At 75.4% G+C, this 26217-nt stretch carries 28 protein-coding genes and 1 pseudogene; 12 read left to right on the forward strand and 17 right to left on the reverse strand.

Features of this window, described 5'->3' with window-relative positions; genetic code table 11:
• Nucleotides 1–77: 77 nt before the first annotated feature.
• Nucleotides 78–443 carry a nuclear transport factor 2 family protein gene (locus tag ACZ402_RS10865; RefSeq protein WP_375823683.1) on the forward strand — a complete coding sequence of 122 codons (366 nt, stop codon included), beginning with the start codon at nucleotides 78–80 and terminating at the stop codon, nucleotides 441–443.
• A gap of 13 nt (nucleotides 444–456) precedes the next feature.
• Here the strand turns inward: ACZ402_RS10865 and ACZ402_RS10870 are convergent, their stop codons facing one another.
• Nucleotides 457–957, reverse strand: coding sequence for a hypothetical protein (locus ACZ402_RS10870; RefSeq protein ID WP_375823684.1), 501 nt, complete (start codon nucleotides 955–957; stop codon nucleotides 457–459).
• A 179-nt stretch (nucleotides 958–1136) separates the two neighbouring features.
• Nucleotides 1137–2792, reverse strand: a complete 1656-nt coding sequence (locus ACZ402_RS10875; RefSeq protein WP_375823685.1) for a pectate lyase family protein — start codon at nucleotides 2790–2792, stop codon at nucleotides 1137–1139.
• Nucleotides 2793–3233: 441 nt separating this feature from the next.
• On the opposite strand from ACZ402_RS10875, the gene ACZ402_RS10880 reads away from it, so the two are divergent.
• Nucleotides 3234–4847 (forward strand): ABC-F family ATP-binding cassette domain-containing protein, encoded by a 1614-nt coding sequence (locus ACZ402_RS10880; RefSeq protein ID WP_375823686.1) that lies wholly within the window; start codon nucleotides 3234–3236, stop codon nucleotides 4845–4847.
• Between the two features lie 90 nt (nucleotides 4848–4937).
• Nucleotides 4938–5729: a hypothetical protein gene (locus ACZ402_RS10885; RefSeq protein WP_375823687.1), complete on the forward strand. Its 792-nt coding sequence runs from the start codon at nucleotides 4938–4940 to the stop codon at nucleotides 5727–5729.
• A 7-nt stretch (nucleotides 5730–5736) separates the two neighbouring features.
• Here ACZ402_RS10885 and ACZ402_RS10890 read toward each other — a convergent pair whose 3' ends face one another.
• From ACZ402_RS10890 to ACZ402_RS10900, 3 genes are read right to left on the reverse strand one after another with little or no spacing between them, the layout of a single operon-like run.
• Nucleotides 5737–6276 (reverse strand): hypothetical protein, encoded by a 540-nt coding sequence (locus tag ACZ402_RS10890; protein WP_375823688.1) that lies wholly within the window; start codon nucleotides 6274–6276, stop codon nucleotides 5737–5739.
• A gap of 25 nt (nucleotides 6277–6301) precedes the next feature.
• Nucleotides 6302–6712 (reverse strand): sigma-70 family RNA polymerase sigma factor family protein, encoded by a 411-nt coding sequence (locus ACZ402_RS10895; protein WP_375823689.1) that lies wholly within the window; start codon nucleotides 6710–6712, stop codon nucleotides 6302–6304.
• A gap of 7 nt (nucleotides 6713–6719) precedes the next feature.
• On the reverse strand, nucleotides 6720–7598 hold the full coding sequence (locus ACZ402_RS10900; RefSeq protein ID WP_375823690.1) for an RNA polymerase sigma-70 factor: 879 nt from the start codon (nucleotides 7596–7598) through the stop codon (nucleotides 6720–6722).
• 204 nt (nucleotides 7599–7802) lie between these two features.
• On the opposite strand from ACZ402_RS10900, the gene ACZ402_RS10905 reads away from it, so the two are divergent.
• Nucleotides 7803–8753, forward strand: coding sequence for an alpha/beta hydrolase (locus ACZ402_RS10905; protein ID WP_375823692.1), 951 nt, complete (start codon nucleotides 7803–7805; stop codon nucleotides 8751–8753).
• Nucleotides 8754–8863: 110 nt separating this feature from the next.
• Nucleotides 8864–9583 (forward strand): alpha/beta fold hydrolase, encoded by a 720-nt coding sequence (locus ACZ402_RS10910; RefSeq protein ID WP_375823693.1) that lies wholly within the window; start codon nucleotides 8864–8866, stop codon nucleotides 9581–9583.
• Here the strand turns inward: ACZ402_RS10910 and ACZ402_RS10915 are convergent.
• Together ACZ402_RS10915 and ACZ402_RS10920 are read right to left on the reverse strand one after the other, a co-directional pair.
• Complete coding sequence (locus ACZ402_RS10915) at nucleotides 9555–11870, reverse strand: ATP-binding protein (RefSeq protein WP_375823694.1); 2316 nt, start codon at nucleotides 11868–11870, stop codon at nucleotides 9555–9557. The genes ACZ402_RS10910 and ACZ402_RS10915 overlap by 29 nt on opposite strands.
• Nucleotides 11871–11998: 128 nt before the next feature.
• On the reverse strand, nucleotides 11999–12757 hold the full coding sequence (locus ACZ402_RS10920; protein ID WP_375823695.1) for an SDR family oxidoreductase: 759 nt from the start codon (nucleotides 12755–12757) through the stop codon (nucleotides 11999–12001).
• A 143-nt stretch (nucleotides 12758–12900) separates the two neighbouring features.
• Between ACZ402_RS10920 and ACZ402_RS10925 the strand changes: the two genes are divergently transcribed.
• The 5 genes from ACZ402_RS10925 to ACZ402_RS10945 all read left to right on the forward strand — a co-directional run bounded on the left by ACZ402_RS10925 (nucleotide 12901) and on the right by ACZ402_RS10945 (nucleotide 16234).
• Entirely contained in the window at nucleotides 12901–13497 is a 597-nt protein-coding gene (locus ACZ402_RS10925; RefSeq protein ID WP_375823696.1) for a GNAT family N-acetyltransferase, read from the forward strand.
• Between the two features lie 33 nt (nucleotides 13498–13530).
• Nucleotides 13531–14037 (forward strand): VOC family protein, encoded by a 507-nt coding sequence (locus ACZ402_RS10930; RefSeq protein ID WP_375823697.1) that lies wholly within the window; start codon nucleotides 13531–13533, stop codon nucleotides 14035–14037.
• A 32-nt stretch (nucleotides 14038–14069) separates the two neighbouring features.
• Nucleotides 14070–14885: a MerR family transcriptional regulator gene (locus tag ACZ402_RS10935; RefSeq protein WP_375823698.1), complete on the forward strand. Its 816-nt coding sequence runs from the start codon at nucleotides 14070–14072 to the stop codon at nucleotides 14883–14885.
• 64 nt (nucleotides 14886–14949) lie between these two features.
• On the forward strand, nucleotides 14950–15759 hold the full coding sequence (locus tag ACZ402_RS10940) for an alpha/beta fold hydrolase (RefSeq protein WP_375823699.1): 810 nt from the start codon (nucleotides 14950–14952) through the stop codon (nucleotides 15757–15759).
• Nucleotides 15752–16234 carry a GbsR/MarR family transcriptional regulator gene (locus tag ACZ402_RS10945; protein WP_375823700.1) on the forward strand — a complete coding sequence of 161 codons (483 nt, stop codon included), beginning with the start codon at nucleotides 15752–15754 and terminating at the stop codon, nucleotides 16232–16234. The genes ACZ402_RS10940 and ACZ402_RS10945 overlap by 8 nt, the downstream gene beginning before the upstream one ends.
• A gap of 33 nt (nucleotides 16235–16267) precedes the next feature.
• Here ACZ402_RS10945 and ACZ402_RS10950 read toward each other — a convergent pair whose 3' ends face one another.
• The 3 genes from ACZ402_RS10950 to ACZ402_RS10960 form a co-directional block, all read right to left on the reverse strand.
• Nucleotides 16268–17263 carry an MvdC/MvdD family ATP grasp protein gene (locus ACZ402_RS10950; RefSeq protein WP_375823701.1) on the reverse strand — a complete coding sequence of 332 codons (996 nt, stop codon included), beginning with the start codon at nucleotides 17261–17263 and terminating at the stop codon, nucleotides 16268–16270.
• 4 nt (nucleotides 17264–17267) lie between these two features.
• Entirely contained in the window at nucleotides 17268–18749 is a 1482-nt protein-coding gene (locus tag ACZ402_RS10955; protein WP_375823702.1) for a trypsin-like serine peptidase, read from the reverse strand.
• Between the two features lie 154 nt (nucleotides 18750–18903).
• The gene (locus ACZ402_RS10960; protein ID WP_375823704.1) at nucleotides 18904–19320 is read right to left on the reverse strand and encodes a VOC family protein; all 417 of its coding nucleotides are present in this window, start codon (nucleotides 19318–19320) and stop codon (nucleotides 18904–18906) included.
• 136 nt (nucleotides 19321–19456) lie between these two features.
• Here ACZ402_RS10960 and ACZ402_RS10965 point away from each other — a divergent pair, with 136 nt between their 5' ends.
• Nucleotides 19457–20461 (forward strand): helix-turn-helix transcriptional regulator, encoded by a 1005-nt coding sequence (locus tag ACZ402_RS10965; protein WP_375823705.1) that lies wholly within the window; start codon nucleotides 19457–19459, stop codon nucleotides 20459–20461.
• Here ACZ402_RS10965 and ACZ402_RS10970 read toward each other — a convergent pair.
• Complete coding sequence (locus ACZ402_RS10970) at nucleotides 20409–21521, reverse strand: tellurite resistance/C4-dicarboxylate transporter family protein (protein ID WP_375823706.1); 1113 nt, start codon at nucleotides 21519–21521, stop codon at nucleotides 20409–20411. The two genes, ACZ402_RS10965 and ACZ402_RS10970, sit on opposite strands and share 53 nt — an antisense overlap.
• 83 nt (nucleotides 21522–21604) lie before the next feature.
• Nucleotides 21605–22459: a helix-turn-helix transcriptional regulator gene (locus ACZ402_RS10975; protein ID WP_375823707.1), complete on the reverse strand. Its 855-nt coding sequence runs from the start codon at nucleotides 22457–22459 to the stop codon at nucleotides 21605–21607.
• Nucleotides 22460–22560: 101 nt separating this feature from the next.
• On the opposite strand from ACZ402_RS10975, the gene ACZ402_RS10980 reads away from it, so the two are divergent.
• Nucleotides 22561–23325 (forward strand): SDR family oxidoreductase, encoded by a 765-nt coding sequence (locus ACZ402_RS10980; RefSeq protein ID WP_375823708.1) that lies wholly within the window; start codon nucleotides 22561–22563, stop codon nucleotides 23323–23325.
• A 34-nt stretch (nucleotides 23326–23359) separates the two neighbouring features.
• Here ACZ402_RS10980 and ACZ402_RS10985 read toward each other — a convergent pair whose 3' ends face one another.
• From ACZ402_RS10985 to ACZ402_RS11005, 5 genes and pseudogenes are all read right to left on the reverse strand, one after another.
• The gene (locus tag ACZ402_RS10985; protein WP_375823812.1) at nucleotides 23360–24139 is read right to left on the reverse strand and encodes an SCO1664 family protein; all 780 of its coding nucleotides are present in this window, start codon (nucleotides 24137–24139) and stop codon (nucleotides 23360–23362) included.
• Nucleotides 24140–24198: 59 nt separating this feature from the next.
• Entirely contained in the window at nucleotides 24199–24747 is a 549-nt protein-coding gene (locus ACZ402_RS10990; protein WP_375823709.1) for a DUF3090 domain-containing protein, read from the reverse strand.
• A 55-nt stretch (nucleotides 24748–24802) separates the two neighbouring features.
• Nucleotides 24803–25522, reverse strand: a complete 720-nt coding sequence (locus ACZ402_RS10995) for an MSMEG_4193 family putative phosphomutase (RefSeq protein WP_375823710.1) — start codon at nucleotides 25520–25522, stop codon at nucleotides 24803–24805.
• Between the two features lie 275 nt (nucleotides 25523–25797).
• Nucleotides 25798–26004, reverse strand: coding sequence for a DUF4177 domain-containing protein (locus ACZ402_RS11000; protein ID WP_375823813.1), 207 nt, complete (start codon nucleotides 26002–26004; stop codon nucleotides 25798–25800).
• A gap of 87 nt (nucleotides 26005–26091) precedes the next feature.
• A pseudogene (locus ACZ402_RS11005) lies at nucleotides 26092–26181 on the reverse strand (DUF2510 domain-containing protein); the annotation flags it as partial.
• Between the last annotated feature and the right edge of the window lie 36 nt (nucleotides 26182–26217).

The following is a 26217-nucleotide window of genomic DNA, read 5'->3' on the forward strand; positions in this document are numbered from 1 at the left end:
GCGGACCAGCACGAACGGCGCCGAGGCACAGAAGCGGGCCCGCCTCCGGACGAGCGCCGACCTCGTAGACTCGGCCGATGAGACTTCTCGATGCCGAGCACGCGCTCCAGGCCGCACAGCGCGCGGGCGACGTCGGCGCGCTGGAGGCGCTGCTGCATCCCCGGTGCGTCGGCGTCGGCCCGGACGGGTCGGTCTTCTCCCGGGAGGACGACCTCGAGGGCTACCGCTCCGGTCGGCTGCGGATCACCGGTCTGGTGGAGGAGTCGCTCGACGTCCAGGAGGACGCCGCGAGCGGGGTGACCCGGCTGGTCGCCGCCGTGGAGGCGGTCCAGGACGGCACCGCAGCGGCCGCGCGGTTGACCTACACGCGCCTCTGGGTGCGCACGGGCGAGGGCTGGCGCGTCCTGGCCGCGACGCTCGCTCCCGCGACCGACCCTGCCTGAACGGGCCCTCGCGTCACCCGCCGGTGAACATGGCGATGGTGAGCGGTGCGCCGACCGCGTCGCACGCGTCGCCGAGGTCGCCCGCGGCGGCGTCCCACTCCGCGGAGCGCACCCCGGTCGGCTCCGCCGAGGCCCCGGAGGCGACCGGAGCGGCCGCCTGCAGCTCGCCGATCGCCGTCTGCACGGGGCTGTCCCCGCCGGAGGGCAGACGGCCGAGCACGCGGGTCGCCAGCCGGTACCAGCCGTCGTGCTCCTGCGCCTCGCTGCGGCCGTCGGCGAGGGCGACGTCGGCGTTCTCCACGATCGTCAGCACGTCGCCGAACGCGGTGCAGAGGTCCGCGTCGTCCGGAGCGTCGCCCTCCGGCGCGACCGCCGGGGAGACCGGCTGAGCCTCGGCTCCGGACGGGGCCGGCTCGACCTCCCCGGCGGGAGCCCCACCGCCTGCGCTGCACCCACCCATCACCGCAGCGCTCAGCAATGCCGCCGAGACCGCTGCCCACCGTCGTGCTCGCATCCGTGCCTGCTCCCCGATCTCGACATCTGCTGGATCCGACGTACGGCCGAGAGTCTGCCGCCGTTCTCCTCCCGACGCGACGGCGACACGCACGCAGGAGGCGGTCGGCACGACGCCCCCAGCGCGTCGTGCCGGCCGACCTCTCCCCGGGCCCTCCCGCGGACGGGGCGCCGCCGCGCTCAGCCGACGGGGCGGAACGGACCCCAGGGGCCCGCGCCCGGCTCCTGGCCGCGCGACCACCACCGCGCGACCCACACCGCGCCGTCGTGCACCACCGCATCACCCGCGCGGACCACCCGCGTCGGGGTCCAGACCGGCACCCCCTGCTCGTTCGTGGCCAGCTCCTCCCACGGGCCCCACGCCGCGCCCGGCGTCGTCCCCCGCGCGTACCACTGCGCGCGGAACACCGCGCCGTCGTGGACGACGACGTCGCCCGCCCCGTACGTCGCGTGCGGGTCGTAGGCCGGGGCCTCGACCGGGCCGAGGCGCCCCGCGCCCGCGGAGGACCGCACGATCGCGGGCACGGCCCACGTCGGGTCGACCGTGCCGTGCAGGGTCGGGGTCCAGCGCGCCTCGTCGGCCAGCCGGTCCGCCTCCCCCACCGAGGCGTTGTACGCCCCCACGAGGTCGACCGGTTCCCCGTTCACCGTCGAGCCGGTCTCGAAGAGCCGCTCCCCCTTCCACCGCGCGACGATCCGCGCCGGGTCCACGCCGGGCGCGAGCTCGAACGCGTTGTTCTCCGCGTAGATGCTGGAGTCGACGCCCGCGCCCCAGTAGTACTGGAAGATGCCCTCGCGCGTCTGCTCGTAGAGCTCGTTGTAGACGTGCACGTCGCCGAAGCGCACCCGCGGGGCGCGCTGCCCGACGTCGGTCCACCGGTTGTGGTGGTACGTCACCTTGTGCTTGCCCGCGTCCTGGGTCCGGCTGTCCGAGGACCCGAGGATCGCGGTCTTGTCGTGGTCGGAGAAGTGGTTGTACGAGACTGTCACGTGGTCCGAGCCGTGCGTGATGTCGAGCAGCCCGTCGTGGATCTCGAACGGGCGGCCGAACACGGTCGGCAGGGACGAGTGCGGGTGCTCGCCGTCGTCGAACGTGCTGTGGTCGACCCACACGTTCTCCGACGTCCACACCGACACGTTGTCGTACGCCGAGTTCCAGCTGCCCGCGTCGCCGTCGCCCGGGTCCCACGCCGGGAAGCAGTCGCGCGCGTCGGAGAACGTGACGTTGCGGACGATGACGTTGCGCGCGTCGCGGATCCGCAGGCTCGCGCCCACGACCTGCGCGTCCGCGCCCAGGCCGACGATCGTCACGTTCGACCCGACGTGCTGGAGCGTGCGCGTCGCCTGCTCCGCGGCGGCGGCCGCGCGTGCGTCCTCCAGCGGGCCGGCCGGGTCCACCCACCCGTACGTCGCGGGGTCGTAGGCCGCGACGTAGTCGTCCATCGAGAACGGGACGTCGCTCCCCGCGACCGAGACGGTCGCCGCGATCGCCTCGCAGCTGGTCCCGGCGAACGCGTCGATGCGTCCGTCGACGTACACGATGCGGGGCGTCGTGTCGGTCCGCGCCCCGGCGCCGCCGAGCGCGGCGCGCAGCTCGTCCCAGGTGTCGACGACGTACACGTGCTCGGCGCCCGCCGCGCTCCCACCGGTGGTGCCGCCGTTCGCGGCACCCCAGCCGTCGTCCGCGCCGAGCACCTGCCGGCCGAGGTCCGCCGCGCCCGGCCAGCCCGGGGACGTGCCGTCCTCCCCCGCGGCACCCGTCGCCGCGCTGCTCGTCAGCGCGGTCCCGGTCACCGCCATCACGACCGCGGTCGCCGCGGCCAACGGGACCCTCACCCACCGTCCTGCCATCACCCAACTCCTTCGTCGGTGCAAGAAACCGGTTTCTCACCGGTTCGGCCGAGTCTGGCACACGTCGAGCGGAAAGCGCTACCCCGCAGGGCCGACCCCGGGGTTCCTCCCCACGGGACACCTCGTGCGAGGAACAAGCCCGGGTTCGACCGCCTGGCTCAGGACCGCCCCGCGCCTCGCCGACCGGGGGCGCTGATAGCATCGGCGCGTGCTCATCGAGGTCGACAGAACCTAGCCGCCGAGCCGTCGGCGGCCGTCCCAGCGCACCCTCTCGCCCCCCGGTTCCGTGACGGAGTTCCCGCGGGCGAACCCTCCCGGCTCCTGCCGTGGCCTCGTCGTGCCTGGACCCGCCGCACCGCGCCCGCGCCGCCCTGTCCTTCCCCGGCACGACCCTGCCCGCGGCACCGCGGGCACGAGGAGCACCTCATGTCCACCCCGCACCGTTCCGCGGTGACCCTGACCGACCTCACGTTCGAATGGCCCGACGGCACCGTCGCGCTCTCGCACCTCACCGGCACGTTCGGCGCCGGCCGCACGGGCCTCGTCGGCGACAACGGCGCCGGCAAGTCCACCCTCCTGCGCCTCGTCGCGGGCCTGCTCACGCCGACGAGGGGGCGCGTCACGACGACCGGCGACGTCGCCTACCTCCCCCAGACCCTGACCCTCGGCCAGGACGCGAGCGTCGCGCGGCTCCTCGGGATCGACGGCACGCTCGCGGCGCTGCGCGCCATCGAGTCCGGCGACGTCGACGAGCGGCAGTTCGACGCCGTCGGCGACGACTGGGACGTCGAGGCGCGCGCCGCGCAGGCGCTCGCCGAGATCGGGCTCGACGGCGTGGGCCTCGACCGGCGCGTGGGCGAGCTGTCCGGCGGCGAGGCGATGCTCGTCGCGATCAGCGGGCTGCGCGTGCGGCGCAGCGCGATCACCCTGCTCGACGAGCCGACCAACAACCTCGACCGCGGCACGCGCGCCCGGCTCGCGGCGCTCGTCGACTCCTGGCCGGGGACGCTCGTCGTGGTCAGCCACGACCTCGACCTGCTCGAGCACATGGACGAGACGGCGGAGCTGCACGCCGGCCGCCTCACCACCTTCGGCGGCCCGTACAGCGCGTGGCGCGACCGGCTCGAGGCCGACCAGGCCGCCGCGGCGCAGGCCGCGCGGACCGCCGAGCAGACGCTGCGCGCCGAGAAGCGCCAGCGCGTCGAGGCCGAGACCAAGCTCGCACGCCGCGAGCGGACCGCGCGCACCGCGCAGGCGAACCGCACGGGGTCGCGCATCTCCATGGGGCTGCGCGCGTCCGCCGCGCAGGTGTCCGCCGGCTCGATGCGTCAGGGCCTGGACGCGAAGGTCCAGGCCGCGCAGGACGCGCTCGACGCCGCGGCGGCCCGCGTGCGCGACGACGAGCACGTGCACCTCGTCCTCCCCGACCCGGACGTGCCGCGCGGGCGCCGCCTCGCCGAGCTGCGCGGGACGACCGGGACGGTGATCGTGCAGGGTCCCGAGCGGGTCGCGCTCGTCGGCGCCAACGGGACGGGCAAGACGACGCTGCTGGAGAACCTGCTCGCCGGGCGCGCACCGGAGCCAGGGCGCGCGGGCGGCACGCTGCTCACCGACCGCGTCGGCTACCTGCCCCAGCGCCTGGACGGGCTCGACGACGCCCGCAGCGCGCTCGAGAACGTGCGCGCGGGGGCACCGGGCGCGGCACCGGGCACGATCCGCAACCAGCTCGCGCGGCTGCTGCTGCGGGGGTCGAGCGTGGACCGCCCGGTGGCGACGCTGTCGGGCGGCGAGCGGTTCCGCGTCTCGCTCGCCCGGCTCCTGCTCGCCGACCCGCCCGCCCAGCTCCTCGTGCTCGACGAGCCGACGAACAACCTCGACGTGCGCAGCGTCGACCGGCTCGTCGAGGCGCTGTCGGGCTACGCCGGTGCGCTGCTCGTGGTGAGCCACGACGACGGCTTCCTGGCCCGGCTCGGCGTCGACGTCGTGCTCGAGCTGGGCCCGGACGGGGCGCTCCACCGCGTCCCCGCACCCGGCCGGTGAACCCGGCCCGGGGCGTCCCGCTCGCCGGGGCGCCCCGGGACCGGCGACGATGGGCCGAGAGGGCGTCGGCCGCGCCGGGGAGGTGCACCCGTGGACTGGTACACCGAGCACGTCGTCGACACCGGGCGCGCGCCGGCGTTGTTCGCGCTCGTGGGGTTCGTCGTGACGTTCGTCGTCGTGCGCTCGATCACGCGCCGCATCCGTGCACGCCGCGAGGCGGGACCGCCTCCCGCTCCCGGCCCCGGACCGGCCGCGCGGCGCCGGCGCCCCCTGCTGGGCGACGTGTCCGTCGGCGGCGTCCACGTGCACCACCAGGTGTGGGGCATCCTCCTCGTGCTGCTCACGGGGATGCTCGAGTTCCGGTACTCCCCCGGTCACCCGTGGTCGGAGGTGCTCGCGCTCCTGTTCGGGGCGGGTGCCGCGCTCGCGCTCGACGAGTTCGCGCTCTGGTTGCTCGTCGACGACGTCTACTGGTCCGAGGAGGGCCAGCGCTCGATCGACGCGATCCTCGTGGGCGGCGCGCTCGGGGGTGCGCTGCTCCTGTCCGCCTCGCCGATCGGAGTCACGTCCGACGGCTCGCAGGGCGGCTGGCTCGCGTACACGGTGACGGTCGTGGTCCACCTCGCGCTCGCGTTCGTGTGCGTCCTCAAGGGCAAGCTCGCGACGGGCCTCGTCGGGATCGTCGTCCCGGTCGTGGCGTTCGTCGGGGCGGTCCGCCTCGCCAAGCCGACCTCGCCCTGGGCCCGACGGCGGTACGCGCACCGGCCCCACCGGCTCGCCCGCGCGCAGGCGCGGTTCGGCGCGCGGTACCAGGCGCGGTGGGAGCGGGTGCGCACCCTGGTGGGCGGGCGCGCCGACGACGACCCGCCGTCGACGACGTAGCGCGGACTCAGGCGAGGTCGGGCGCGTCCCGCACGACGACGGCCATCGCGGCCGTGGCTGCGGCGTCGTCGTCCGCGTACGGCCAGTCCGGGCTCGCGGCGCGCGCGTGGTCGTTGAGCGCGCCCAGCACGTCGAGCGCGCGGGTGCCCACCGCGCGGGCCTGGGGCGTGAGGCCGCCCCGGATCTTGAGCTGGCCGAGCACGATCGCGACCTGCGCCCGCGCCTCCGCCGCGAGCGCCGCCTCGTCGAGCGCTCCCGAACGGAGCCCGTCGGACGCCGCCTCGCGCCCGGCGGCCCAGACGTCCTCCGGCACCCCGAGGTCCCAGGCCGCGAGGAGACCGTCCACGAACGCGGGCAGCGCGTCGTCGCGGCCGTCGGCCGCGTACCACTCCTCGAGGTCGCGCAGCGCGTCGTGCCCGGAGTCGTTGCCGAACGGCGAGAAGTCCTCGCCCTCGTCGTAGAAGGGCTCGGGGGCGAGGGACACGAACGCGGGGTGGCTCGTCGTGGGTGACAGGCCCTCGTCGCGGTCGTCGAGGTAGAGCGTCATGGGGCGACAGTAGACCTCTGCCGGCTCAGGCGCGTCGGTCGCGGTTCCACCGTTCGAGCTTGGACGGGCTGAGCACGACCCACGCCTCCGAGACCCGGTCCGACCGCACCGCCACGCTCACGACCCCCGTCACGACGCCGTCGTGGCGCACCACGAGGCCGTCCGCGCCGTTCACCGAGCGCACCGCGACCTCGACGCCCGGGCCAGGGCGCAGGACCCGGCACAGCGCCCGCGTCGTCTCGTCGCCGCCCTCGGTGACCCCGGGCGTCGCGTCGTCGCTCCCGGCGGCGTCGACCCACAGGATCGCGGCGGGCTCGACGAGCGCGCGCACGGCGTCGCGGTCGCCCTCGCCCGTCGCGCGGCGGAGCGCGGCGACGACGCGACCGTGCTGCGCCCCGGCCCGGCCGGGTCCTCTCGACCCTTCTCGCTGCGACATGCGGTGCCTACGCGGAGAGGGCCGCGAGCTTCTGCGGATTCATCATCCACAGCACGCGGTCGATGCCGTCGACCGTGGCACGGACCGTGAGCACGGCGAAGAGCTCGCCGTCGTGCGAGAGCTTGACGGCCGGGTGGCCGTTGACGTCGGCCGGTTCGACGTCGACGCCCGCCCAGAAACGCTCGGCGAACGCGTGGTGGTACTTCGCGACGCGCGGCCGGCCCACGACCGGGAACTTCGACGCGCGGACCGCTCCCCCGCCGTCGGAGTAGGAGACGACGTCCTCGGCGAGGAGCCGCTCCAGGAGCGCGACGTCACCCGCCTTCGCGGCGGCGACGAACGCGGTGAGCAGGCGGCGCTGGGCCTCCGGGGCGACCGGCGCATGGCGCTCCTCCCCCAGGTGCCGACGCGCGCGGCTCACGAGCTGGCGCACGCTCGCCTGCGAGTGCCCGATGATCTCCGCGATCTGCTCGTAGGGGTAGTCGAACGCCTCGCGCAGCACGTACGCCGCGCGCTCGGTCGGCGTGAGCTTCTCCAGGAGCATGAGGAGCGCGACCTCGAGCGCCTCGCCCCGCTCGGCACCCAGCGTCGGGTCGGCGCTGGTGTCCACCGGCTCGGGCAGCCACGGGCCGATGTACGTCTCGCGGCGCACGCGCGCCGACTGGGCGACGTTGATCGCGAGCCGCGTCACCGTCGTCGTGAGGAACGCGTCCGGGTTGCGCACGAGGGAGCGGTCGTACGTCTGCCAGCGCACCCACGCGTCCTGGAGCACGTCGTCGGCCTCGGCCGCGCTGCCGAGGATCCGGTAGGCGATCCCGAACAGCCGGCGCCGTGCCGCGCTGAACTGCTGCTCCGCCACCGTCAGGTCCGCCGTCGGTCCGTCCACGATCGCCATCCTGGCCCACCCTCGCTCCGCCGTCACGCCCTGCCGGACGGCAGCGCGGTTCCAGCCACCCGACCGGGCGGGGGCCCGACCTGTGACACGACGTGCGCGGGACCCGAGTCCTGCGTGCGTTCTTCGTGGTGCCCGGGGCCGCGGGTTCGCACGCTGGAGGGGCAGGGGACCGATCGCACCAGAGGAGAGAAGACCATGAACGAACCCGTCCTGGAACCGGAGGCGCAGGCGTTCGCCGACGCCGTCGCGGCTCCCCCGTTCGTCGACGAGCTCGGCCCGGAGCGCGCCCGCAAGGTCCTCGACGACCTGCAGGCGCAGCTCATCGAGATGGCGCAGGTCGAGGAGACCTGGGTGACCGTCCCTGCGGGGGACGGCTCCGTCCGCGTCCGCGTGGTCACCCCCCGCGGCACGAGCGGGACGCTGCCCGTCGTGCTCTACATGCACGGCGGCGGCTGGGTGCTCGGGGACGCCGGCACGCACGACCGCCTCGTGCGCGAGCTCGCGGTCGGCGCCCGCGCGGCGGTCGCGTTCGTCGAGTACGACCGCTCCCCCGAGGCGCGCTACCCCGTCGCGCTCGAGCAGGGCTACGCGGTGGCGCGCTGGATCACCACGCAGGGTGCCGCGCTCGGCCTCGACGCGTCACGCCTCGCCGTCGCCGGGGACTCGGTGGGCGGTAACCTCACGGCCGCGCTCACGCTGCTCGCCAAGCAGCGGGGCGACGTGACGTTCGTCCACCAGTCGCTGTACTACCCCGTGACGGACGCGGCGCAGGACACGGCGAGCTACCGCGAGTTCAAGGACGGCCCGCACCTCACGGCGCGAGCCATGGCGTGGTTCTGGGACAGCTACCTGCCGGATGTCGACCGCCGGTCCGAGATCACCGCGTCACCGCTGCGCGCCTCGCTCGACGACCTCGCGGGGCTGCCGCCCGCGTTCGTCGTCGTCGACGAGAACGACGTGCTGCGCGACGAGGGGGAGGCGTACGCACGGCGGCTGCTGCAGGCCGGCGTCCCCACGACGAGCCTGCGCTACAACGGCACGATCCACGACTTCATGATGCTCAACCCGCTGCGCCCGACCCGTGCCGCGACGGCCGCCGTCGAGCAGGCGATCCACGTGCTGCGCACCGCGCTCGGCACCTTCTGACCGGCCACGAGCCACGCCCGCGGCGGAGACCCCGCGCCGGGCAGCGCCGCGTACCGAGAACACCGAGAACACCCAGAACACCCCGAACATCTCGAGAGAAGGAAGAACCCATGTCCACCACGAAGCCCATCGTCCTGCTCGTCCACGGCGCGTTCGCCGGCTCCGACAGCTGGGACGGCGTCGTCGAGCGCCTCCTCGCGCGGTCTGTCGACGTGGTCGCCCTCGCCAACCCGCTCCGCTCCGTCACGGGCGACGCCGCGTACGTCCGCGACGTGATCACGGCGATCGGACGCCCCGTCGTCCTCGTCGGACACTCGTACGGCGGCATCGTCGTCACCGGTGCCGCCACGGACAACGAGGCCGTCCGGGCCCTCGTCTACGTCGGGGCGTTCGCGCCCGACGCGGGCGAGTCCGCCCTGCAGCTGTCGGGCAAGTTCCCGGGCAGCACCCTCGGTGAGACCCTGATCGGGTACCCGCTGACGAGCGGCGGGAACGAGCTGCGGATCCGGGGCGACGCCTTCCCGTCGCAGTTCGCGCACGACGTCCCGGTCGAGCGCGCCGTCGTGATGGCGGCCGCGCAGCGCCCTGTCACCGAGCTCGCGCTCACCGAGGGACTGCCCGGCGCGGACGCGGCCTGGCGACGCGTCCCGTCCTGGTTCGTCTACGGCGAGGAGGACAAGAACATCCCCGCCGAGCTCCAGCGCTTCATGGCCGAGCGGGCGGGTGCGCGTGCGACCACCGCGGTCGCGGGCGCGTCCCACGCCCTGTCGGTCTCGCACCCCGCAGAGGTCGCCGCGACGATCATCGACGCGGTCGGCGCCGTCTCCTGACGGTCCGGCCCGCGCGGCCCCCGTCGCCACGGCGACGGGGGTCGCCGTCGTCCCCCGCGCGCACCAGCGCGCCCGCGGCCCGCGCTGCGGCCAGGCCCTCCGCGTCGCCCGACCCCTCGAAGAGCTCGACCGCACGGGCCAGGTCGGCGCGCGCGCCCGCATGGTCGTCCTGCGCGCGCCGGGCGCGGGCCCGGAACACGTGCATGTGCGCGGCCGACGGGCGAGCGCCCTGCGCCAGGAACCCCGCGATCGCCTCGTCCGCGACGCTGTGCGTCGTCGCCCAGTCCTGCCGGTCGAGGCTGATGCGCGCGATCGCGCCGAGCGCGTGCAGGGCGGTGAACTCGGCGACCTGCCCGCGCGGCGCGGTGCGCGGGTCGCGGACGAGCGCGACGACGTCGCGCAGGTGGACGATCGCCTCGTCCCCGCGGCCGAGCGCGGCGAGGCCCTGTGCTCGCTGGAACAGCGCCTGCGGCAGACCCTCGCGGTCGTCGGCGCGGCGGAAGAGCGCGATCGCCTCCTCCGACGCGGCGACGGCCCGCGCGTCGTCGCCGGCAGAGCTCGCGCACCAGCCGACGTAGTACGCGGCCCAGGCCTGCAGGTCCGGGTCGCCGACGCGCTCCGCCGCCTCGTGCGCGCGCTCGGCCACCGCCGTGCCCGTGGTCGCGTCGCCCTGGCAGTGGACCAGCGCCCACGCGAGGTACCCGAGGTGGGTCGCGAGAAGCGTGTCGTCGCCGAGCGCCTCGGCCGCCGCGGCCGACGCCGCGTACACCTCGTGCCAGTGCCCCCAGTAGGGCCACAGGTCGGAGAACCAGTGCAGCGCCTCGGCGACCTCGACCACCACCCGGTGGTCGCCGCTCCGCGCGGCGCGCCCCAGCGCGGCGAACCACGCCGCCGCCTCGTCCGTGAGCCAGGCGCGCGCCTCGTCGCCCGACCTCAGCACGACGACGTCCGCGGCGTCCGCGGACCCGTCGCCCAGGACGTCGGGCTCGAACCAGCGCCCGGCACGCACGGTGGTGCGCAGGAGCCAGGCGTCCGCCGCGGCGCGGACGGCCGTGCGGACCTCTGCCGGCTCGACGTCCACGAGCGCCCGCTGCGCGTAGAGCCGCAGCAGGTCGTGCAGAGCGTACCGGTCGTGCTCGGCCGGACGGACCAGGCTGAGGGACACGAGCTCGTCGAGCAGCTCCTCGGTCGTCCAGACCGGCTCCTGCGCGAGCGTCGCGGCGAGCCCGGGACCGACGTCGCGCGCGTCGGCGAGCGCGAGGCGGCGGAACAGCCGCTGCGCCGCCGGCCCGAGCTGTTCGAACGACAGGTCGATCGCGGCACGCACCGAGAGGTCGCCGGCGGCCAGGGCGTCGAGGCGGCGGTCGGCGACCGCGAGACGGGAGGCCAACGCGTCCACGGTCCAGGTCGCCCGGCTCGCGAGCCGGTTGGCGACGATGCGCAGCGCGAGCGGGACGTCGTCGCACAGTGCGGCGAGGCGTGCGAGGTCGGCCTCGGACGCCTGCTGCTCAGGGACGATGCGGGCGAGCAGGGCGCGGGAGTCACCGGAGGTCAGCCGCTCGAGGTCGACCCGCACGACGTCCTCCAGGCCCTCGAGACGGCGCCGGCTCGTGACGAGGACCGCCGCGGGGCCCACCGACGGGAGCGCGGCACGCACCTGTGCCTCGTCGTGCGCGTCGTCGAGCAGGACGAGGACGCGCCGACCTGCGAGGAGCGCCCGCAGCCGAGCCGGGTCGTCGCTGCCCCGGGTCCCCGTCCCGACGACCGCCTGGACGAGCCGCGCGACCACGCCGCCCGGGCTCACGGCGTCGGGCGTGGTGCCCGCGAGCTCGAGGAAGAGCTGGTCGTCGAACTCGCCCTGGAGCCGCTGCGCTGCCCGTACGGCGAGACTCGTCTTGCCGTAGCCCGGCGGACCCGTGACGACCACGACGGGCGGCGGCGCGCCCGGGTCCGCGCGCAGCGCCCGCGTCACCCGGTCGAGCTCCGACTCGCGCCCCGTGAAGTCGGCCGTCGCGCGTGGCAGCGGCAGCCGCCACCCGGGCTCCGGGCGCGCCCGCCGACGTCCCTCGCGCGCGGCCCGCAGGACGAGCGCACGGTCGTGCTCGCCGAGCCCGAGCGCGTCGACGACGGCCAGCATCGTCCGGTGCTGGGGTCCCCGTGCCGCACCCCGCTCGATGTCGCTGAGAGCCCGGTCGCTCACGCCCGAGAGCTCGGAGAGCCGTTCCAGCGTCAGGTCGGCGGCGAGCCGGAACCGGCGCACCGTCGGGCCGAGTGCTTCCGCGTCCATGCGCACCTCGCCGTCGTGTCGCAGGGTCGTGCTGTGGTGAGGTCCGGCGGGCGTACCGGCCGGTCTTCCCGCGAGGACGCCCGGGACGGCCCGCCCGTCGAGCCGGGTGCTCTCGGCCGGTGCGTCCCCTAGCGGGCCGCCACGGACTGCTGCCGACGCCAGTCGGCGAGCCGGGTGCCGCCGACCACCGCTCCGTCCGACGGGACGAGCGAGTCCTCGGCGAGCGGTGCGCCGAAGTAGCGCGCGTCCGGGTCGCCGACGACCTCGCGCGGGTCGTCGAGCGACGCGAGCGTGGTCCGCACGAGCTCGTCGAGCCGGAACTCCTGGGGACCCGCGACCTCCACGATGCCGCGCACCGGCGTCCCCGTGGCCACGTCCGCCACCGCGACGGCGACGTCGGCGGCGGCGATCGGCCGGAACCGCACCGGCGCGAGGTGCACGACGCCGTCCTGCGTGGCGCCGTCCGTGATGGCCTGGAGGAACTCGAAGAACTGCGTCGCGTGGACGATCGAGTACGGCACCGGCGAGCCCGTGATGAGCTCTTCCTGCGCGATCTTCGCGCGGAAGTACCCGCTCTCGGTCAGGCCCTGCGTGCCGACGACGGAGAGCGCGACGTGGTGCCCGACGCCCGCGTTCTCCTCGGCCGCCAGGAGGTTGGCCGTCGAGGTGCGGAAGAAGTCGAGGACCGCCTGGTCCTCGAAGGAGGGCGAGTTCGACACGTCGACGACGACGTCGGCGCCCTCCAGCACCTCGGCGACGCCCTCCCCGGTGAGGGTGTCGACGCCCGAGTTGGGCGAGGCGGGGACGGCCTCGTGGCCGCGGTCCCGCAGCACGGTGACGAGCTTCGAGCCGATGAGCCCCGTACCGCCGATCACGACGATCTTCATGGTGTCCTCCTGTCGGGTGCGTGCGGCGCGTGCCGCCCTGTCACCCTGTCGACCGCGCACCGGCGCGAGCTGTGACACGTCGCCGGCGCCCCTGCGGGCAATCTCCTCGATCCCGCCCGGGACCGCGTGCCAGGGTGGTGCCCATGGCCGACACCACCGACGTCCGTCCCGACACCCTCGACCGGGTCGCGTGGCCCGTGGCGACCCCGCGCCTCGCGCTGCGCCGCGCCCGGCCCGAGGACGCCGACGCCCTGTTCGCCTACCGCAGCCTGCCCGCGGTGGACCGCTGGCTCTCCCGGCGCTTCACGAGTGCCGAGGAGTGGCGCGTCCACCACGGCGAGCCCGACCGGCTCGCGACGACCCTCGTCGTGGAGCACGACGGGGAGGTCGTGGGCGACCTCTACCTCGCGGTGCGCGACGGCTGGGCGCAGCAGGACGTCGTCGATCGCGCCCGTCCGGACGAGGCAGAGATCGGGTGGGCGTTCTCGCCGTCGCACCAGGGACGCGGGTACGCGACCGAGGCCGTCCGCGCCCTGCTGCGGGTGTGCTTCGAGGACCTCGGCCTGCGGCGGGTCGTCGCGAGCGCGTTCGCGGACAACGAGCCGTCGTGGCGGCTCATGGAGCGCGTCGGCATGCGGCGCGAGGGCGTCGGCGTGCGTGACTCGCTGCACCGCGACCTCGGCTGGGTCGACGGCGTGACGTACGCGCTGCTGGCGGACGAGCCGCGCGGCGGCGCTTGACCCTCACGCGGCGTGAGGGCCCACGCTGGCCGCATGACCGACACGTACCCCGCCTTCGACCTGTCTCCCGTCCCCGCCCCCGGGCCCGACGCCGTCGCCCCCGAGCCGTTCCGCGGCATCTACGGCATGCCGCAGTTCGTCACGGTCCCGACGGCGGACCTCGCCGCGTCCGTCGACCTGTGGACCCGGGGCCTCGGGTTCTTCGACCTCTTCTCCGTCCCGGGCGGCGTCGTGCACCTGCGGCGGTGGGCGTTCCAGGACGTCCTGCTCGTCCCGGGGACGACGGCGCCCGGGCCGAGCGCGCTCACCGTCAGCTTCGCGTGCGTGCTGTCGCAGCTCGACGGGATCGTCGCCGCGTGCGAGGACGTCTCGCCCGGGTGCACGACCGGCCCCCGGGAGATGCCGTGGGGCTCCGTCGAGGTCGAGGTCCGCACGCCCGAGAGCACCCGCGTCGTCATGACCGCGGCGCGGCCGTACGACCCCGACAGCGACGCCGCGCGCTTCCTCGACGGCATCGGGATCGAGGCGCCCACCGCATGACGGCGGCTGCCGTCCGGGTGACACTGGGGCGCGTGACCACGGATCGCGCGCCCCACCGCGTCGCCGACGCGCTCACGGTCGGGGACGCGGCCGCCGCGGTCGGGGTCACCGTGCGGACGCTGCACCACTGGGACGCCGTCGGGCTCGTCCGCCCGTCGACGCGGACCACCGCGGGCTACCGGCTGTACGCACCGGCCGACGTCGCGCGCCTGCGCCGCGTCGTGGCGTACCGGGAGCTCGACGTCTCGCTCGAGGACATCCCCGAGCTGCTCGACGCGCCCGGGGACGACGCGGTCGACGCGCTGCGCCGCCACCGTGCGCTCCTCGGCGAGCGCATCGCGCGCATGGAACGGACCGCGCACGCGCTCGACCGGCTCCTCGACGCCCGGGAGCGCGGCCTGCTGCTCACCCCCGCGGAGCAGGTCGCGCTGTTCGGCGAGACGTGGGACCCGGCGTGGCCCGCCGAGGCACGCGAGCGCTGGGGCGACACCCCGCAGTGGGCGCAGTATGCGGAGCGGTCCGCCGAGCGGACGATCGAGGACTGGCAGGACCTCGCCGACACCGTCGCCACGCTCGAGGCCGACCTCGCCGCGGCGTGCCGGGTCGGCGTCGAGCCGACGTCCGCGCGGGGTCTCGCGCTGGCCGAGCGCCATCGCGCCTCGATCGGTGCGCACTTCGACTGCCCGCCGGCCCGGCACGTGTGCCTGGCCCGGCGGCTGGTGGAGGACGACGGGTTCCGCGCCCACTACGACGGCCTGGCGCCGGGCCTCGCGACGTGGCTGCGCGCCGCGGTCGAGGCGAACGCGCGTTCGCGCGGCGTGGACCCGGCCACCGCCACCTGGGACTGAGGGACGTCGGACGACGCCCTCGTCGCCCAGGCGCGCGACCGGTCAAAGACGCTATATTCAGTAGATGCCAAATCTAGATGCGGAACTGCGGGTCGACGGGTGCACGCTCCGGTTCGAGGACGGCGGGGGCGACGGCGTCCCCGTCGTCCTGCTGCACGGCGCCGGGACCGACCGCACCACCTTCGCCGCCCAGCGCGCGGCGCTCGCGTCCGCGGGGTACCGGCCGGTGCTCCTGGACCTGCGCGGCCACGGCGCCTCGCGGCCGAGCGGCGTGCCGCTCACGGCGGACCGGCTCGTCGCGGACGTCGAGGTGCTCGTCGACCATCTCGACCTCGACCGGGCCGTGCTCGTCGGTCACTCGCTCGGCGGCAACCTCGCCCAGGCCCTCGTGCGCCGCTCACCGGACCGGTACGCGGCGCTCGCCGTCCTGGACGCCACGTGGAGCACCGGACCGCTCACGCGTGGCGAGCGCCTCGCGCTGCGCTCGGCGGCGCCGCTCCTGCGGCTGGTGCCGGGCCGCTCGCTCCCCCGCCTCATGGCGGACGCCTCGGCCGTCACACCCGCCGCCCGCGCGGAGCTGCGCGCGATCTTCGCCGTCCAGTCCCGGGCCGAGTTCCTCGGGGCGTGGCGGGCGACGACACAGCTCGTCGCGCCCGATCCGGCCTACCGCACTCCCGTCCCGCTCCTGCTGCTGCGCGGGGCGGCGGACCGCACCGGGAACATCGCGACGGCGATGCCCCGCTGGGCCGCCGCGGAAGGTGTCCGGGAGGTCGTGGTGCCGGGCGCCGGCCACGTCGTCATGCTCGACGCGCCGGACGCGGTCGACACCGCGCTGCTCGCCTTCCTCGCGACGGTGGCGGGTCGCCGTGGATGACCGGCGCGAGCGCTTCGCGGACGGGCTCGCGGACCTCCTGGCCTCGTGGAACCTGCCGCGCGCGACCGGCCGGGTGTACGCGGCCCTCCTGCTGAGCGACGCGCCCGTCACGCTCGACGCGCTGCAGGACGAGACGGGGCTCAGCAAGGGGCAGACGAGCACGTCCGTCCGCGAGCTCGCGAGCTGGGGCCTGGCCCGGACCACGACGCGCCGCGGCGGGCGGCGGCTCTACGTCGAGGCCGAGGCCGGGCTCGACACCCTGCTGGACGCGTCCCACCGCCGGGCGCGCCTCTTCATCACGGCCCTGCGCGACGGCGAGGAGCTCGTCCCGTCCGGCTCCGCCGCACGGGACCGGCTCCAGGACGTCGTCGCGCTCTTCGACGGCTACGTCTCGGCGGGCGAGCAGATCCTCGCGCGCCGTCGGGACGTCGGCACCGTGCGCGACCCCCGCCCGACCGGTCCCCCGGAGGCGTGAGCCGCCGCTGGCCCACGGGCTCGCGCGGCCCGGTCACGGGGCCCCGACGCCGGTGGCCGAGCGGTCACGGGGCGCGCCCTCCCGGTCGAGGCGGGCGAGCAGCCCCGCGAGCGCCGCGGCGATCGGCTGCCCCGTCGCGTACTCGACGAACAGCCACTGCCCGGCCGGGTTGATCTCGAGGAACACGTACTCGCCCTCGGGCGTGCGCCGCAGGTCGACCGCGCCGTACCAGAGCCCGAGCACGTCCATGAGGCGCAGCAGCGCGGCGGCGACGTGCTCCGGGAGGTCGTGGGGCGTCGTCGGGCAGTGGTGCGTGTCCACCCGGAAGTCGTACGCGTAGCCCGACTCCTCGGTCCGCAGCTCGGCGGCGAACAGCTCGGCGCCCACGACGGTCACGCGCACGTCCGACCCCGCGACGGCCTCCTGGAAGATGACCGGCGCGTACCGCACGCTCTCGAGGAGGTCGAGGTCCGCCTCGCGCACCGGCCGGGTCTCGCGCCACGTCGCGGGCGTGCCGCTGAACGGCTTGAAGATGACGCGGCCCGGCTCGCGGCGCAGGAACTCCCGCGCGCGGGCCGGGTCGTTGGTCATGCACGTGCGCGGGACGCGCAGACCGAGACGCGAAGCGACCTGGAGCTGCCACATCTTGCGCGAGCCCGCCTCGTCGCGGTCCGGGTCGTTGACCCACGTGGCGGCGAGGCACGACCACAGCCCGGACACCGCCGCGGCGACCTCCCCGTGGGCGAACCCACGGTCCTGGGGCGAGCGGACGTCGTCGTGCAGGGCGAAGGGCTGCGGGCGGCGCCACCACATGGCCCGCAGCGCGGTGGCGTCGACGGCGCTGACCCCGTCGCCGTCCGCGTCGACCCAGTCGGCGCGCCAGCCGGAGGCGTCCTGGGCGGACGTGAGCGACACCGCGCGCGGGGCGTGCCCGGTGTCGAGGAGGACGTGGGGCGCGTCGAGCTCGCCGAGGTGGCGGACGACCTCCGTGGTGTGGAGGTCGTCCGCGTGCGACACGATGCCGATCATCGGGTCACTGCCCGGCCTGGAGCTGGGTCAGGGCCGCCTCGACGGCTTCGAGGGTCGCCCGCGCCTCGGCGACGGCCTCGACCAGCGCGCCGACGACGTCGACGGGGGCGCCCTCGTCCTCCTCGTCGACGAGCGACTCCGCGCCCTGGACGAACGGCCGCGCCCCGGCGAGCGCGCCGGCCTGCACGAGCCGGCCGATCGCGGGGTTCACCACGGGATCGAACAGGTCGCCGGGGTCGAGGATCCCCTCCTGGAGCGTGTCGCCGGGCCCGGTGCCGACGTCGCCCGCGAACCCGGTCGCGACCGGGTTGTCCGTCGCGAAGCGCGTGTCGGCCTGGAAGATCGAGTCCAGGGCGCGCGGGGTGCCGCCATGGTCCCGGAGGAACGACGTCCCGATCTGGTCGGCGACCGTGTGGGAGTCGGCCTGCTTGATCGTGAGCACGTCGACCGCCCGCGCGGTGTCGGCCGCGCGCAGGGTGCCGACCTGGTCGGCGGCCCTCACGGTCGCGATGACGTCCTGCGCCAGCGACGTGAGGACGTCGTCGGCGACCGCGGTCCGCGACCCGTGCGGCAGCGCCTGGAGCGTGGGCGACACGGCCCGGATGCCCGCGATCGCGGTCCCGAAGTTGGAGCCGGTGCCCGCCGCGTTGCAGCCGCCGTTGGTGTGCACGCCCACGAGCTCGCCCGTCGGCCCGAGGATCCCGGACCCCGAGTTGCCGCCGAGCGTGTCGATGTCGTCGTAGCGGATCTGGTTCGTCGTGACGGTGGTCGCGGGCCCGGCCTCGACCCGCTTCGGCATCCCTGCCGGGTGGCCGATGATCGCGAGCATGTCGCCGACGGCCGGGTTGCCGGTCGCGACGGCGGTGAACCCGTAGGTGTTCCCCGGGTTGCCGCCCACGCGCACGACCGCCATGTCGAGCCCGCCGAGGCGGTACTCGACGAGCGCGAGGATCGGGAAGCTCACCTCGGCGCGCAGCGCACCGCTCGGGTCCACCTGGTGGAGCACGTTGACGTGCATGCTCGTCGCGATCTGCTGCGGCGTGACGACCTGCATCGAGCCGTTCTGGCGCGGCAGGACCCACCCGTCGGCGCTCTGGTCGAACAGGTGCCCGCACGTGAGCACGAGGTCCGGGGCGATGAGCGTGCCGCTGCCCCAGCGGACGCCGTCGACGTTGCCGGGGTTGGTGAAGACGCCGCCGAGCCCGGTGTTCCACTGCACCTGGACGGCCTGCTTCTGGTGGGCGTTCACGTACGCCTGCGTGACGCCCAGGGTGCCGTCGTACTGCTCGACGGGCTGGGAGTCGTCGGTGGCGCCGCAGATGGACTCGAGCATCTCGGCGTAGGTCGGCTCGTCGCCCGCGATGGACTCGAGCGTGAGCGGTATCCGCTCGGGCAGCGGCGGGTAGAGCGCGTCGGCGGTGTCGGGCGTCTCCGCCACCTCGCGGCGGCTCGGCTTCTTCGGCGCCGACTTCCTGGTTCCAGCCATGGGGTCCCCCTCGGTTCGGTCCCCTGCACCAGGAGGGAGGCGGGCGCGTGCCTCCTCGTGCGGGGACCGAGCGGGTGAACCGCGCGCGGCGCGCGGCACGCCACGGCTGCGGCCGGAGCGCCCCCGCGAGGGCGAGGGGCGCCCCGGCCCCGGGTCAGCGGCTCGCCGCGACGTCGAGCACCCAGGTCACGCCGAACCGGTCCGTGAGCATCCCGTACAGCGGCGCCCAGTCGGACGACGCCAGAGGTGCGACGACGGTCGCACCGTCGACGAGCGTGTCCCAGTAGCCGCGGACCTCCTCGACGTCGTCGCCGCGCACGGAGACGAAGAACGGCGCCTCGCCCGGGCTCCAGGGACGTCCCGCCGGGACGTCGTACGCCATGACGCGGAAGCCGCTCGGCGCGCTGACCTGGCCCCAGACGACGAGGTCGGCCTCGGCCGGGTCCGGCGCCTGGCCCAGGTCGCCGTAGGTGGTGAGGACGAGGTCGCCGCCGAACACCGCGCGGTAGTGCTCGAGCGCGGCGCGGGCGTCGCCGCGGAAGTTGAGGTGCGGGGTCGTCTGGACGGACATGGCGTCTCCTTCGGGTCGATCGTCGGGGCCGCGGTCGCGGTACCCGAGCTCCCGGGCTCGCCGCCCGGGCTCATGACGACGACTCTCCCGTCCAATGCGGACGGATAGCGTCCGCATGGTGCGCGAGCATGGGGGCATGACCGAGACGTCGCGCCGGACCCTCCTCCTGCTCTCGCTCCTCCAGGCGCACCCGGACCGGACCGGCCCCGAGCTCGCGCACCGGCTCGGCGTCGACCCCCGGACCGTGCGCCGCGACGTCGAGCGCCTGCGCGACCTCGGCTACCGCGTCGTCGCGACGCGCGGGCGCGACGGCGGGTACCGGCTCGACGCGGGCGCGGAGCTCCCGCCCCTGCTGTTCGACGACGCCCAGGTCGTCGCGCTGGCGGTGGCGCTACGGACCGTCGCGACGAGCGGGCCCGGGGACGCGATCGGGGAGGCGGCGGTGCGGGCGCTCGCGACCGTGCGCCAGGTGCTGCCCCCGCGGCTGCGCCACCGGGTCGACGCCGTCGACGTCGCGCCGGTGCCCGCCGGACCCGGTCGCTCCGCGCCCGCCGTCGACCTCGACGTGCTGCTCGCGGTGAGCACCGCGGTGCGCCGACGCGAGGTGCTGCGGCTCGACTACGCGGCGCCGGGACCGGCGGGCGAGCGCGACGGCCGGGCCGCGCCCGCAGCGCCGCGCCGCGTGGAGCCGCACCACGTCGTCGTGCGCGACGGGCGCTGGTACCTCCTCGCGTGGGACCTCGACCGCGACGACTGGCGCACGTTCCGCCTCGACCGGACGGCGCCACGCGTCCCCACCGGGCCGCGCTTCACGCCCCGCGAGGTGCCGGGCGGGGACGCCGGCGCGTTCGTCGCGACCCGGTTCGCGGGCGCCAGCCCGGCACCCGCCCCGGGATGGCCGTGCACAGGGTGGGTCGAGCTCGCGGCGCCCGCGTCCGCCGTCGCGCCGTTCGTCGAGGACGGCACGGTCGAGGAGCTCGCCCCGGACCGGTGCCGGGTCGGCCTGGGCTCGTGGTCGTGGGTCGGGCTCGCCGCGCGCGTCGCCGCGTTCGACGCGGACGTCCTCGCCGCCGGGCCGCCCGAGCTCGTCACGGCCTGCGCGACCGTGGCGGCACGGCTCGACGGTCTCCGCCAGCGGTAGCGACCCGCGGGCCGCGCAGCACGGTCCGCCAGAGGTGGACGAGCATCCAGGCGAACGTCGCCGTCCAGACCGCGAGCGCCACCCAGCTCGCGCCGTACCCGATCGCGTGGACGATGGGCAGCTCGTCGACCTCGCCGAGGAACTGCGAGCCCACGCCGTACATGCCGAGCGGGAACACGATGCTCCAGAGCGTCGCCTCGTAGCGGAACGGGACGCGGTGCCGCACGTGCCGCCACCACCCGGCGATGACGAGCGGCGGGATGAGCCAGGTGCCGAACGCCCAGAAGAACACCGCCGTCCCGGCGATGAGGCCGCGGGTCGCGTCGACCATGGGCGCGTCCGCCATGAGCACGATCCGGGCGCCCGCGACGACCGTGATCGCGGTCGCGCCCATCGCGACCCAGTACGGCGGCGTGAGGTCCTGCGGGCGGACCGGGACCGTGAGCATGCGCACGCCCACGAACACCCCGACCGCCCCGTAGAGGAACGCCCCGACCGACCACGAGAACACGGCCAGGAGCGCGAGGGCCGGGCGCCACGCGTCGATCATCGGCTCGAGCGTCGCCGCGAGCACGGCGACCGACTGGCTCGCGACCGCCCAGATGAACCACGTGCCGTTCGCCGTCGTGATGGGCTGCGTGCGGCCCCGCTCCCCCAGCACCGCGGTCCACGGCACGGTGTACCCGAGGACGACCCAGGCGACGGCGGCGACCAGCAGGAGCACGACGGCGACGACGAGGAACCCGTCCTCCAGGCTCAGCCGGCTGCCCAGCACGCACGTCGCGGCCACGAACGTGAAGAACCCGAACGCCCGGCCCGGGTCCGCGAAGTCGGCGGCCATCGCCGCGCGGTGCCGCACCGCCCGGACCGCCGTGAGCGCGACGAGGACGACGTACGCGGCCGTCGCGACCCCCAGCAACACCGTCGACACCGTGATCAGGCCGTTCGTCCGCACCCCGATCGAGACGATCCCCGTCGCCATCACCAGGGCGAAGTAGCCCGGCGTCAGGCCCTCGACGGCGGCGTCCACCCGGTTCGGGAGCGTGGAGGGCGGGGGCACCACGCCAGGCTAGCGGCGGCGCGGCACCGGCGTCGGGCATGTTCGTCGTGGTCGTGCATCGAGCCGTCCGGGGGGCGCGTCCGTCAGGCGGGCGCGTCCACCGCGAGGTCCTGCGTGCCCAGCACGCCGAGCAGGCGGATCCGCTCCGCGGCCTTGGTCCCCGGCGCCGCGGTGAGCACGAGCAGGACCTGCTGCTGGTCCTCGGTGAGCAGCGCCTGGCAGTCCACCTCGATCTCCCCCACCACCGGGTGCACCAGCACCTTGTGGTCGACGAACCGGCGCGCGACCTCCTGCCGGTCCCACAGCGCGTCGAACTCCGGGCTCGTGCGCCGCAGCTCGCGGGCCAGCCGCCCGGCGCGCGAGTCATGGCCGAGCACGGCGACGGCGGAGCGCAGCCCCGCGACGAGCGCACGGCCCTGCCGGTCGCGGTCGTCCGCGGGGTAGATCGCGCGCGCCGCCTCGGGGTGGGCGAACCATCGGTAGATCTCGCTGCGGTCCCAGCCCGAGTACGCCGTCGCGTCGCCGTAGAGCGCGCGGGCGAGGTCGTTCTGCGCGAGCGTCTCGCCCAGCGGGTTCAGGATCAGCGCCGGGGTGTCGCCCAGGCGGTCGAGCACGCGCTGCAGCGCGGGCGCCACGTGGCCGGGGTCGGTCGCCCGGTCGGGGACGCCGTGCCCGGCGACCCGGAAGAGGTAGTCGCGCTCGTCGTCGGACAGGCGCAGCGCCCGGGCGATCGACGCGAGCATCTGCGTGCTCGGCTGAGGGCCGCGCTGCTGCTCCAGGCGCGTGTAGTAGTCCGTCGACATGAGCGCGAGCTGCGCCACCTCCTCGCGGCGCAGCCCCGGTGCCCGACGGCGCAGCCCGGGCGGGAGGCCGACGTCGCCCGGCTGCAGCGCCTCCCGGTGGCGGCGGAGGAAGTCGGCGAGCGCGGCGCGGTCCATGCGTCCCATCGTCCGGGGCGCGCGGCGTGCGTGCCAGGGATCGCCGGTCCCCCGTTCACGGGACTCTGCCGCGCGCGTCGCGGCGCGCCCAGGATCGAGGCATGGACCTCACGAACAGCACCGTCTTCATCCCCGGCGCGACGAGCGGCATCGGCCTGGCGCTCGCCGTCGCGCTCCACGAGCAGGGCAGCACCGTCGTCGTCGGCGGGCGCCGCACCGCGCTGCTGGAGCAGATCGCGGCCGAGCACCCCGGCATCGACACCGTGCGCGTCGACACGACCGACCCGGAGAGCATCGCCTCCGCCGCGAAGGAGGTGCTCGAGCGCCACCCCGACCTCGACACGCTCGTCGCCATGGCGGGCATCATGCGCGCCGAGGACTGGCACCACCCCGAGGGGTTCCTCGACACCGCCGAGGAGATCGTCACGACGAACGTGCTCGGGCCGATCCGCCTCGTCGGCGCGTTCGTCGAGCACCTGCAGACCCGGCCGAGCGCGACGATCGTCACCGTGTCGTCCGGGCTGGCGTTCGCCCCGCTCGCGGTCACCCCGACGTACGACGCGTCCAAGGCCGCGATCCACATGCTCAGCGAGGCGCTGCGGCTCCAGCTCGCGGACACGAGCGTCGACGTCGTCGAGCTCGTCCCGCCGTCGGTGGCGACCGACCTCATGCCCGGCCAGCGCGAGAGCGCGTTCGCCATGCCGCTCGACGATTTCGTCACCGAGGTCGTCGACCTGCTGCGCACGCAGCCCGACGCGCACGAGATCCTCGTGGAGCGCGTGAAGTTCCTCCGGTACGGCGAGGCCCGCGGCGACTACGACGAGGTCGTGCGCGTGCTCAACGCGTCGGACCCGCACGGCCGCTGAGCCGCGGGGGCGTCGGGCGCGTGCGGCCGGGAGGTCAGAAGAGCGGCCACGGGACGGCGGGCATGCCGCCCGACGGCGCCGGGAACCGTGCCGCCCCGAGCAGCCGGTCGCAGCGCTCGGCGAGCGCGGTCACCTCCTCGGGCGCGAGGAGCTCGGCGAGCCGGCGGCCGAGAGCACCGTCGGGCGCGGCGCCGCCGCCCGCGCCGAGGCTCGCGCGCACGCGCTCGACGCCCGCGAGCTCGTCGTCGTCGAGGCTCTCCCCGAGCCAGCCCCAGAGCACCGTCCGCAGCTTGGGCTCGACGTGGAAGGTGACGCCGTGGTCGACGCCGAGGCGCCGCCCGTCGGGCAGCGGCAGCACGTGCCCGCCCTTGCGGTCGGCGTTGTTCACGACCGCGTCGAACACGGCCATCCGCCGCAGCGACGGCGTGTCCTCGTGGACGACGCTCACCGGGCGGTCCTCCTCGTCGACGCCCTCCAGCACCGTCCGCACGCCGTCCTGCGGGACGTCGCCCGTCGGGACGACGTCGACCGGCGACTGCGTCGCGTCGACCTCCTGCCAGAGCTGGACCATGCCCGGGCCCAGCGGCCCGTCGCGCAGCCACGTGCGCGGCACGACCCCCCAGCCGAGCGACTCCGAGACGAGGTAGGCGGCCACCTCCCGGGCCGCGAGGGTGCCGTTCGGGAAGTCCCACAGCGGCTTCTCCCCCGCCACCGGCTTGTACACGACCGAGACCTCGCCGATCCGGGCGAGGAACGTCGCGTTCGACGCCGCGCGGATGCGTCCGACGACCTCGAGCGGCGCGGTGTCGAGCAGCGTCGTGTCGGGCGGCGTCGCGTCGAACGGCGTCGTGTCGACGCCGTCCTGCGGGGACGTCACGCCTCGTCGGGCAGCGCGCACTCGTGCCCGTCCGGGTCGACCGGCCGGCCGCAGCGCGGGCACGCCGGTCGCCCGGCCTGCACGACGGCACGCGTGCGCTGGGCGAAGGCGCGCGCCGTCCCGACGGGCATGCGGACGAGGAGCGACTCGGCGGGCTCGGGCTCTTCCGCGTCGGGGTCGAGCTCGTCGTCGTCCACGAGCGGGAACGCCTCGACGACGACCTGCGCCGTCCGGGGGTCCCAGCTCAGCCGCATCGACCCCGTGCGGAACTCCTCCTCCACGGGCAGGTCCAGCGGGTCGTCGTCGACGAGCTCGGCCGCCACGTCGACGGGGACGCTGTACCGGTTGTCGGGCGCCTCCATCAGCTCGTCGAGCAGGCGCTGGACGGTGTCGGCGAGGACGGCGGACTGCTCCTTCTCCAGGGCGACGCTCGTCGTGCGGGTGCCCGTCCGGGCCTGGAGGTAGAAGGTGCGGGAGCCGGGCATGCCGACGGTTCCCACGACGACGCGGTCGGGCCAGTCGTGCTCGTGGACGAGAGTGGGCATGACCCCACTCTACGAGCGCCCGTGCGCGCCCCGCCGCGTGGCCGCGGGTCTGGCGTCAGGACGGCTGCGTCCCGCTCGCGTCGTCGGGCTGTGCCGGGCCGGCGCCGCCCCCGACCGGCGCGTCGCCGACCGGCGCAGCCGCGCGGAGCCACGACAGGTCGCCCGCGTCGGTGTTGACGGCCACCACCTCCGGCCGGTGCGGGCCGTACCGGACGATCGAGATCGACGCCGGTCCGACGACGAGGCGCTGGAACAGGTCCAGGTGCGTGCCGAGCGCGTCGGCGAGCACGGACTTGATGACGTCCCCGTGCGACACCGCCGCCCACACCGCGTCGGCCCCGTGGCGCGCGGCGACCTCGGCGTCGTGCCGTCGGACGGCCTCGACGCCCCGCGCTTGCATGGCTGCGAGCGACTCCCCGCCCGGGAACACGGCCGCTGACGGCTGCGTCTGCACGACGGACCACAGCGGCTCCGTGGCCAGGTCCTTCAGGGCGCGGCCCTGCCACCGCCCGTAGTCGCACTCGGTGATGCCCTGCTCGGTGACGGACTCCGGCGTGGCCGTCTGGCGGTCGAGCAGCGCCCGCGCCGTCTGCCGGCACCGCTCGAGCGGGCTGGTCACGACGCGCGATAGCGGTACGGCCGCGAGGCGCTCGGCAGCCCGGGCCGCCTGGTCATTCCCGACGGCGTCCAGCGCGACCCCGTCCGCTCGTCCGGCGAGGATGCCACCGGCATTCGCGGTGGTGCGGCCATGACGGACGAGAAGGACGGTGGGCATGCCCTGAGCGTAGATGCGTCCGTCGGTACGCGCGGACGCGGAGCCGAGCTGCGTCGTCCGCGCTGTGGCCCGGAGCCGAGACGTCGCGTGCCGACCACGCAGCGTCGGGCTGCTCGTCGGCTCGGTGCACGTCGCGTCCGCAGGCTCCTCCTCGTGACTCGACGCGGCACGGATCCCTTGACGTATCGGTGCCGACCCCGGAGCGCGCCGAACGCGCAGCGACGAGATGCTCACTCCGCACGACGCGAGCCCCTCGCCGCGCAGGACGAACCCACCTAGGTAAGTCGCTCGAAGACCATCGTGGCTTGGATCCTGTCGCCCCCACCCATGCCCTTGCTTCCCGAAGCGGCTGTGGTGATCGTGTGGAGCCGGTAGCCGAGCGCGGCCTGGGCGTTGATCGCCCTCTCGAGCTCCGTCAGGTTTCCCGAGCCGGTCCCCCACAGCTTCTCCTTGAGGATGACCTGAAGGACGACGTAGCTCATCCCGGGCGGCGCAGGGCGCGGCCGACCACCGGACGTCGCCTCTGCCCGAGCCCGGTCGATCGTCCCGGTCAGACCTTGGTGCGGTGGCGGCTGCAGTTGCTCCGTCCAAGTCTGACCGTCCCACCACCTCATACGGCCCGTTCCGTCGTCGTACCATCCTGCGGTCGTACCCGTCATCAGGTTCCCCGTCTCCGTCGTCGAACGCTGCTCGTG

The sequence above is a fragment of the Cellulosimicrobium sp. NPDC030954 genome, from assembly GCF_055571305.1.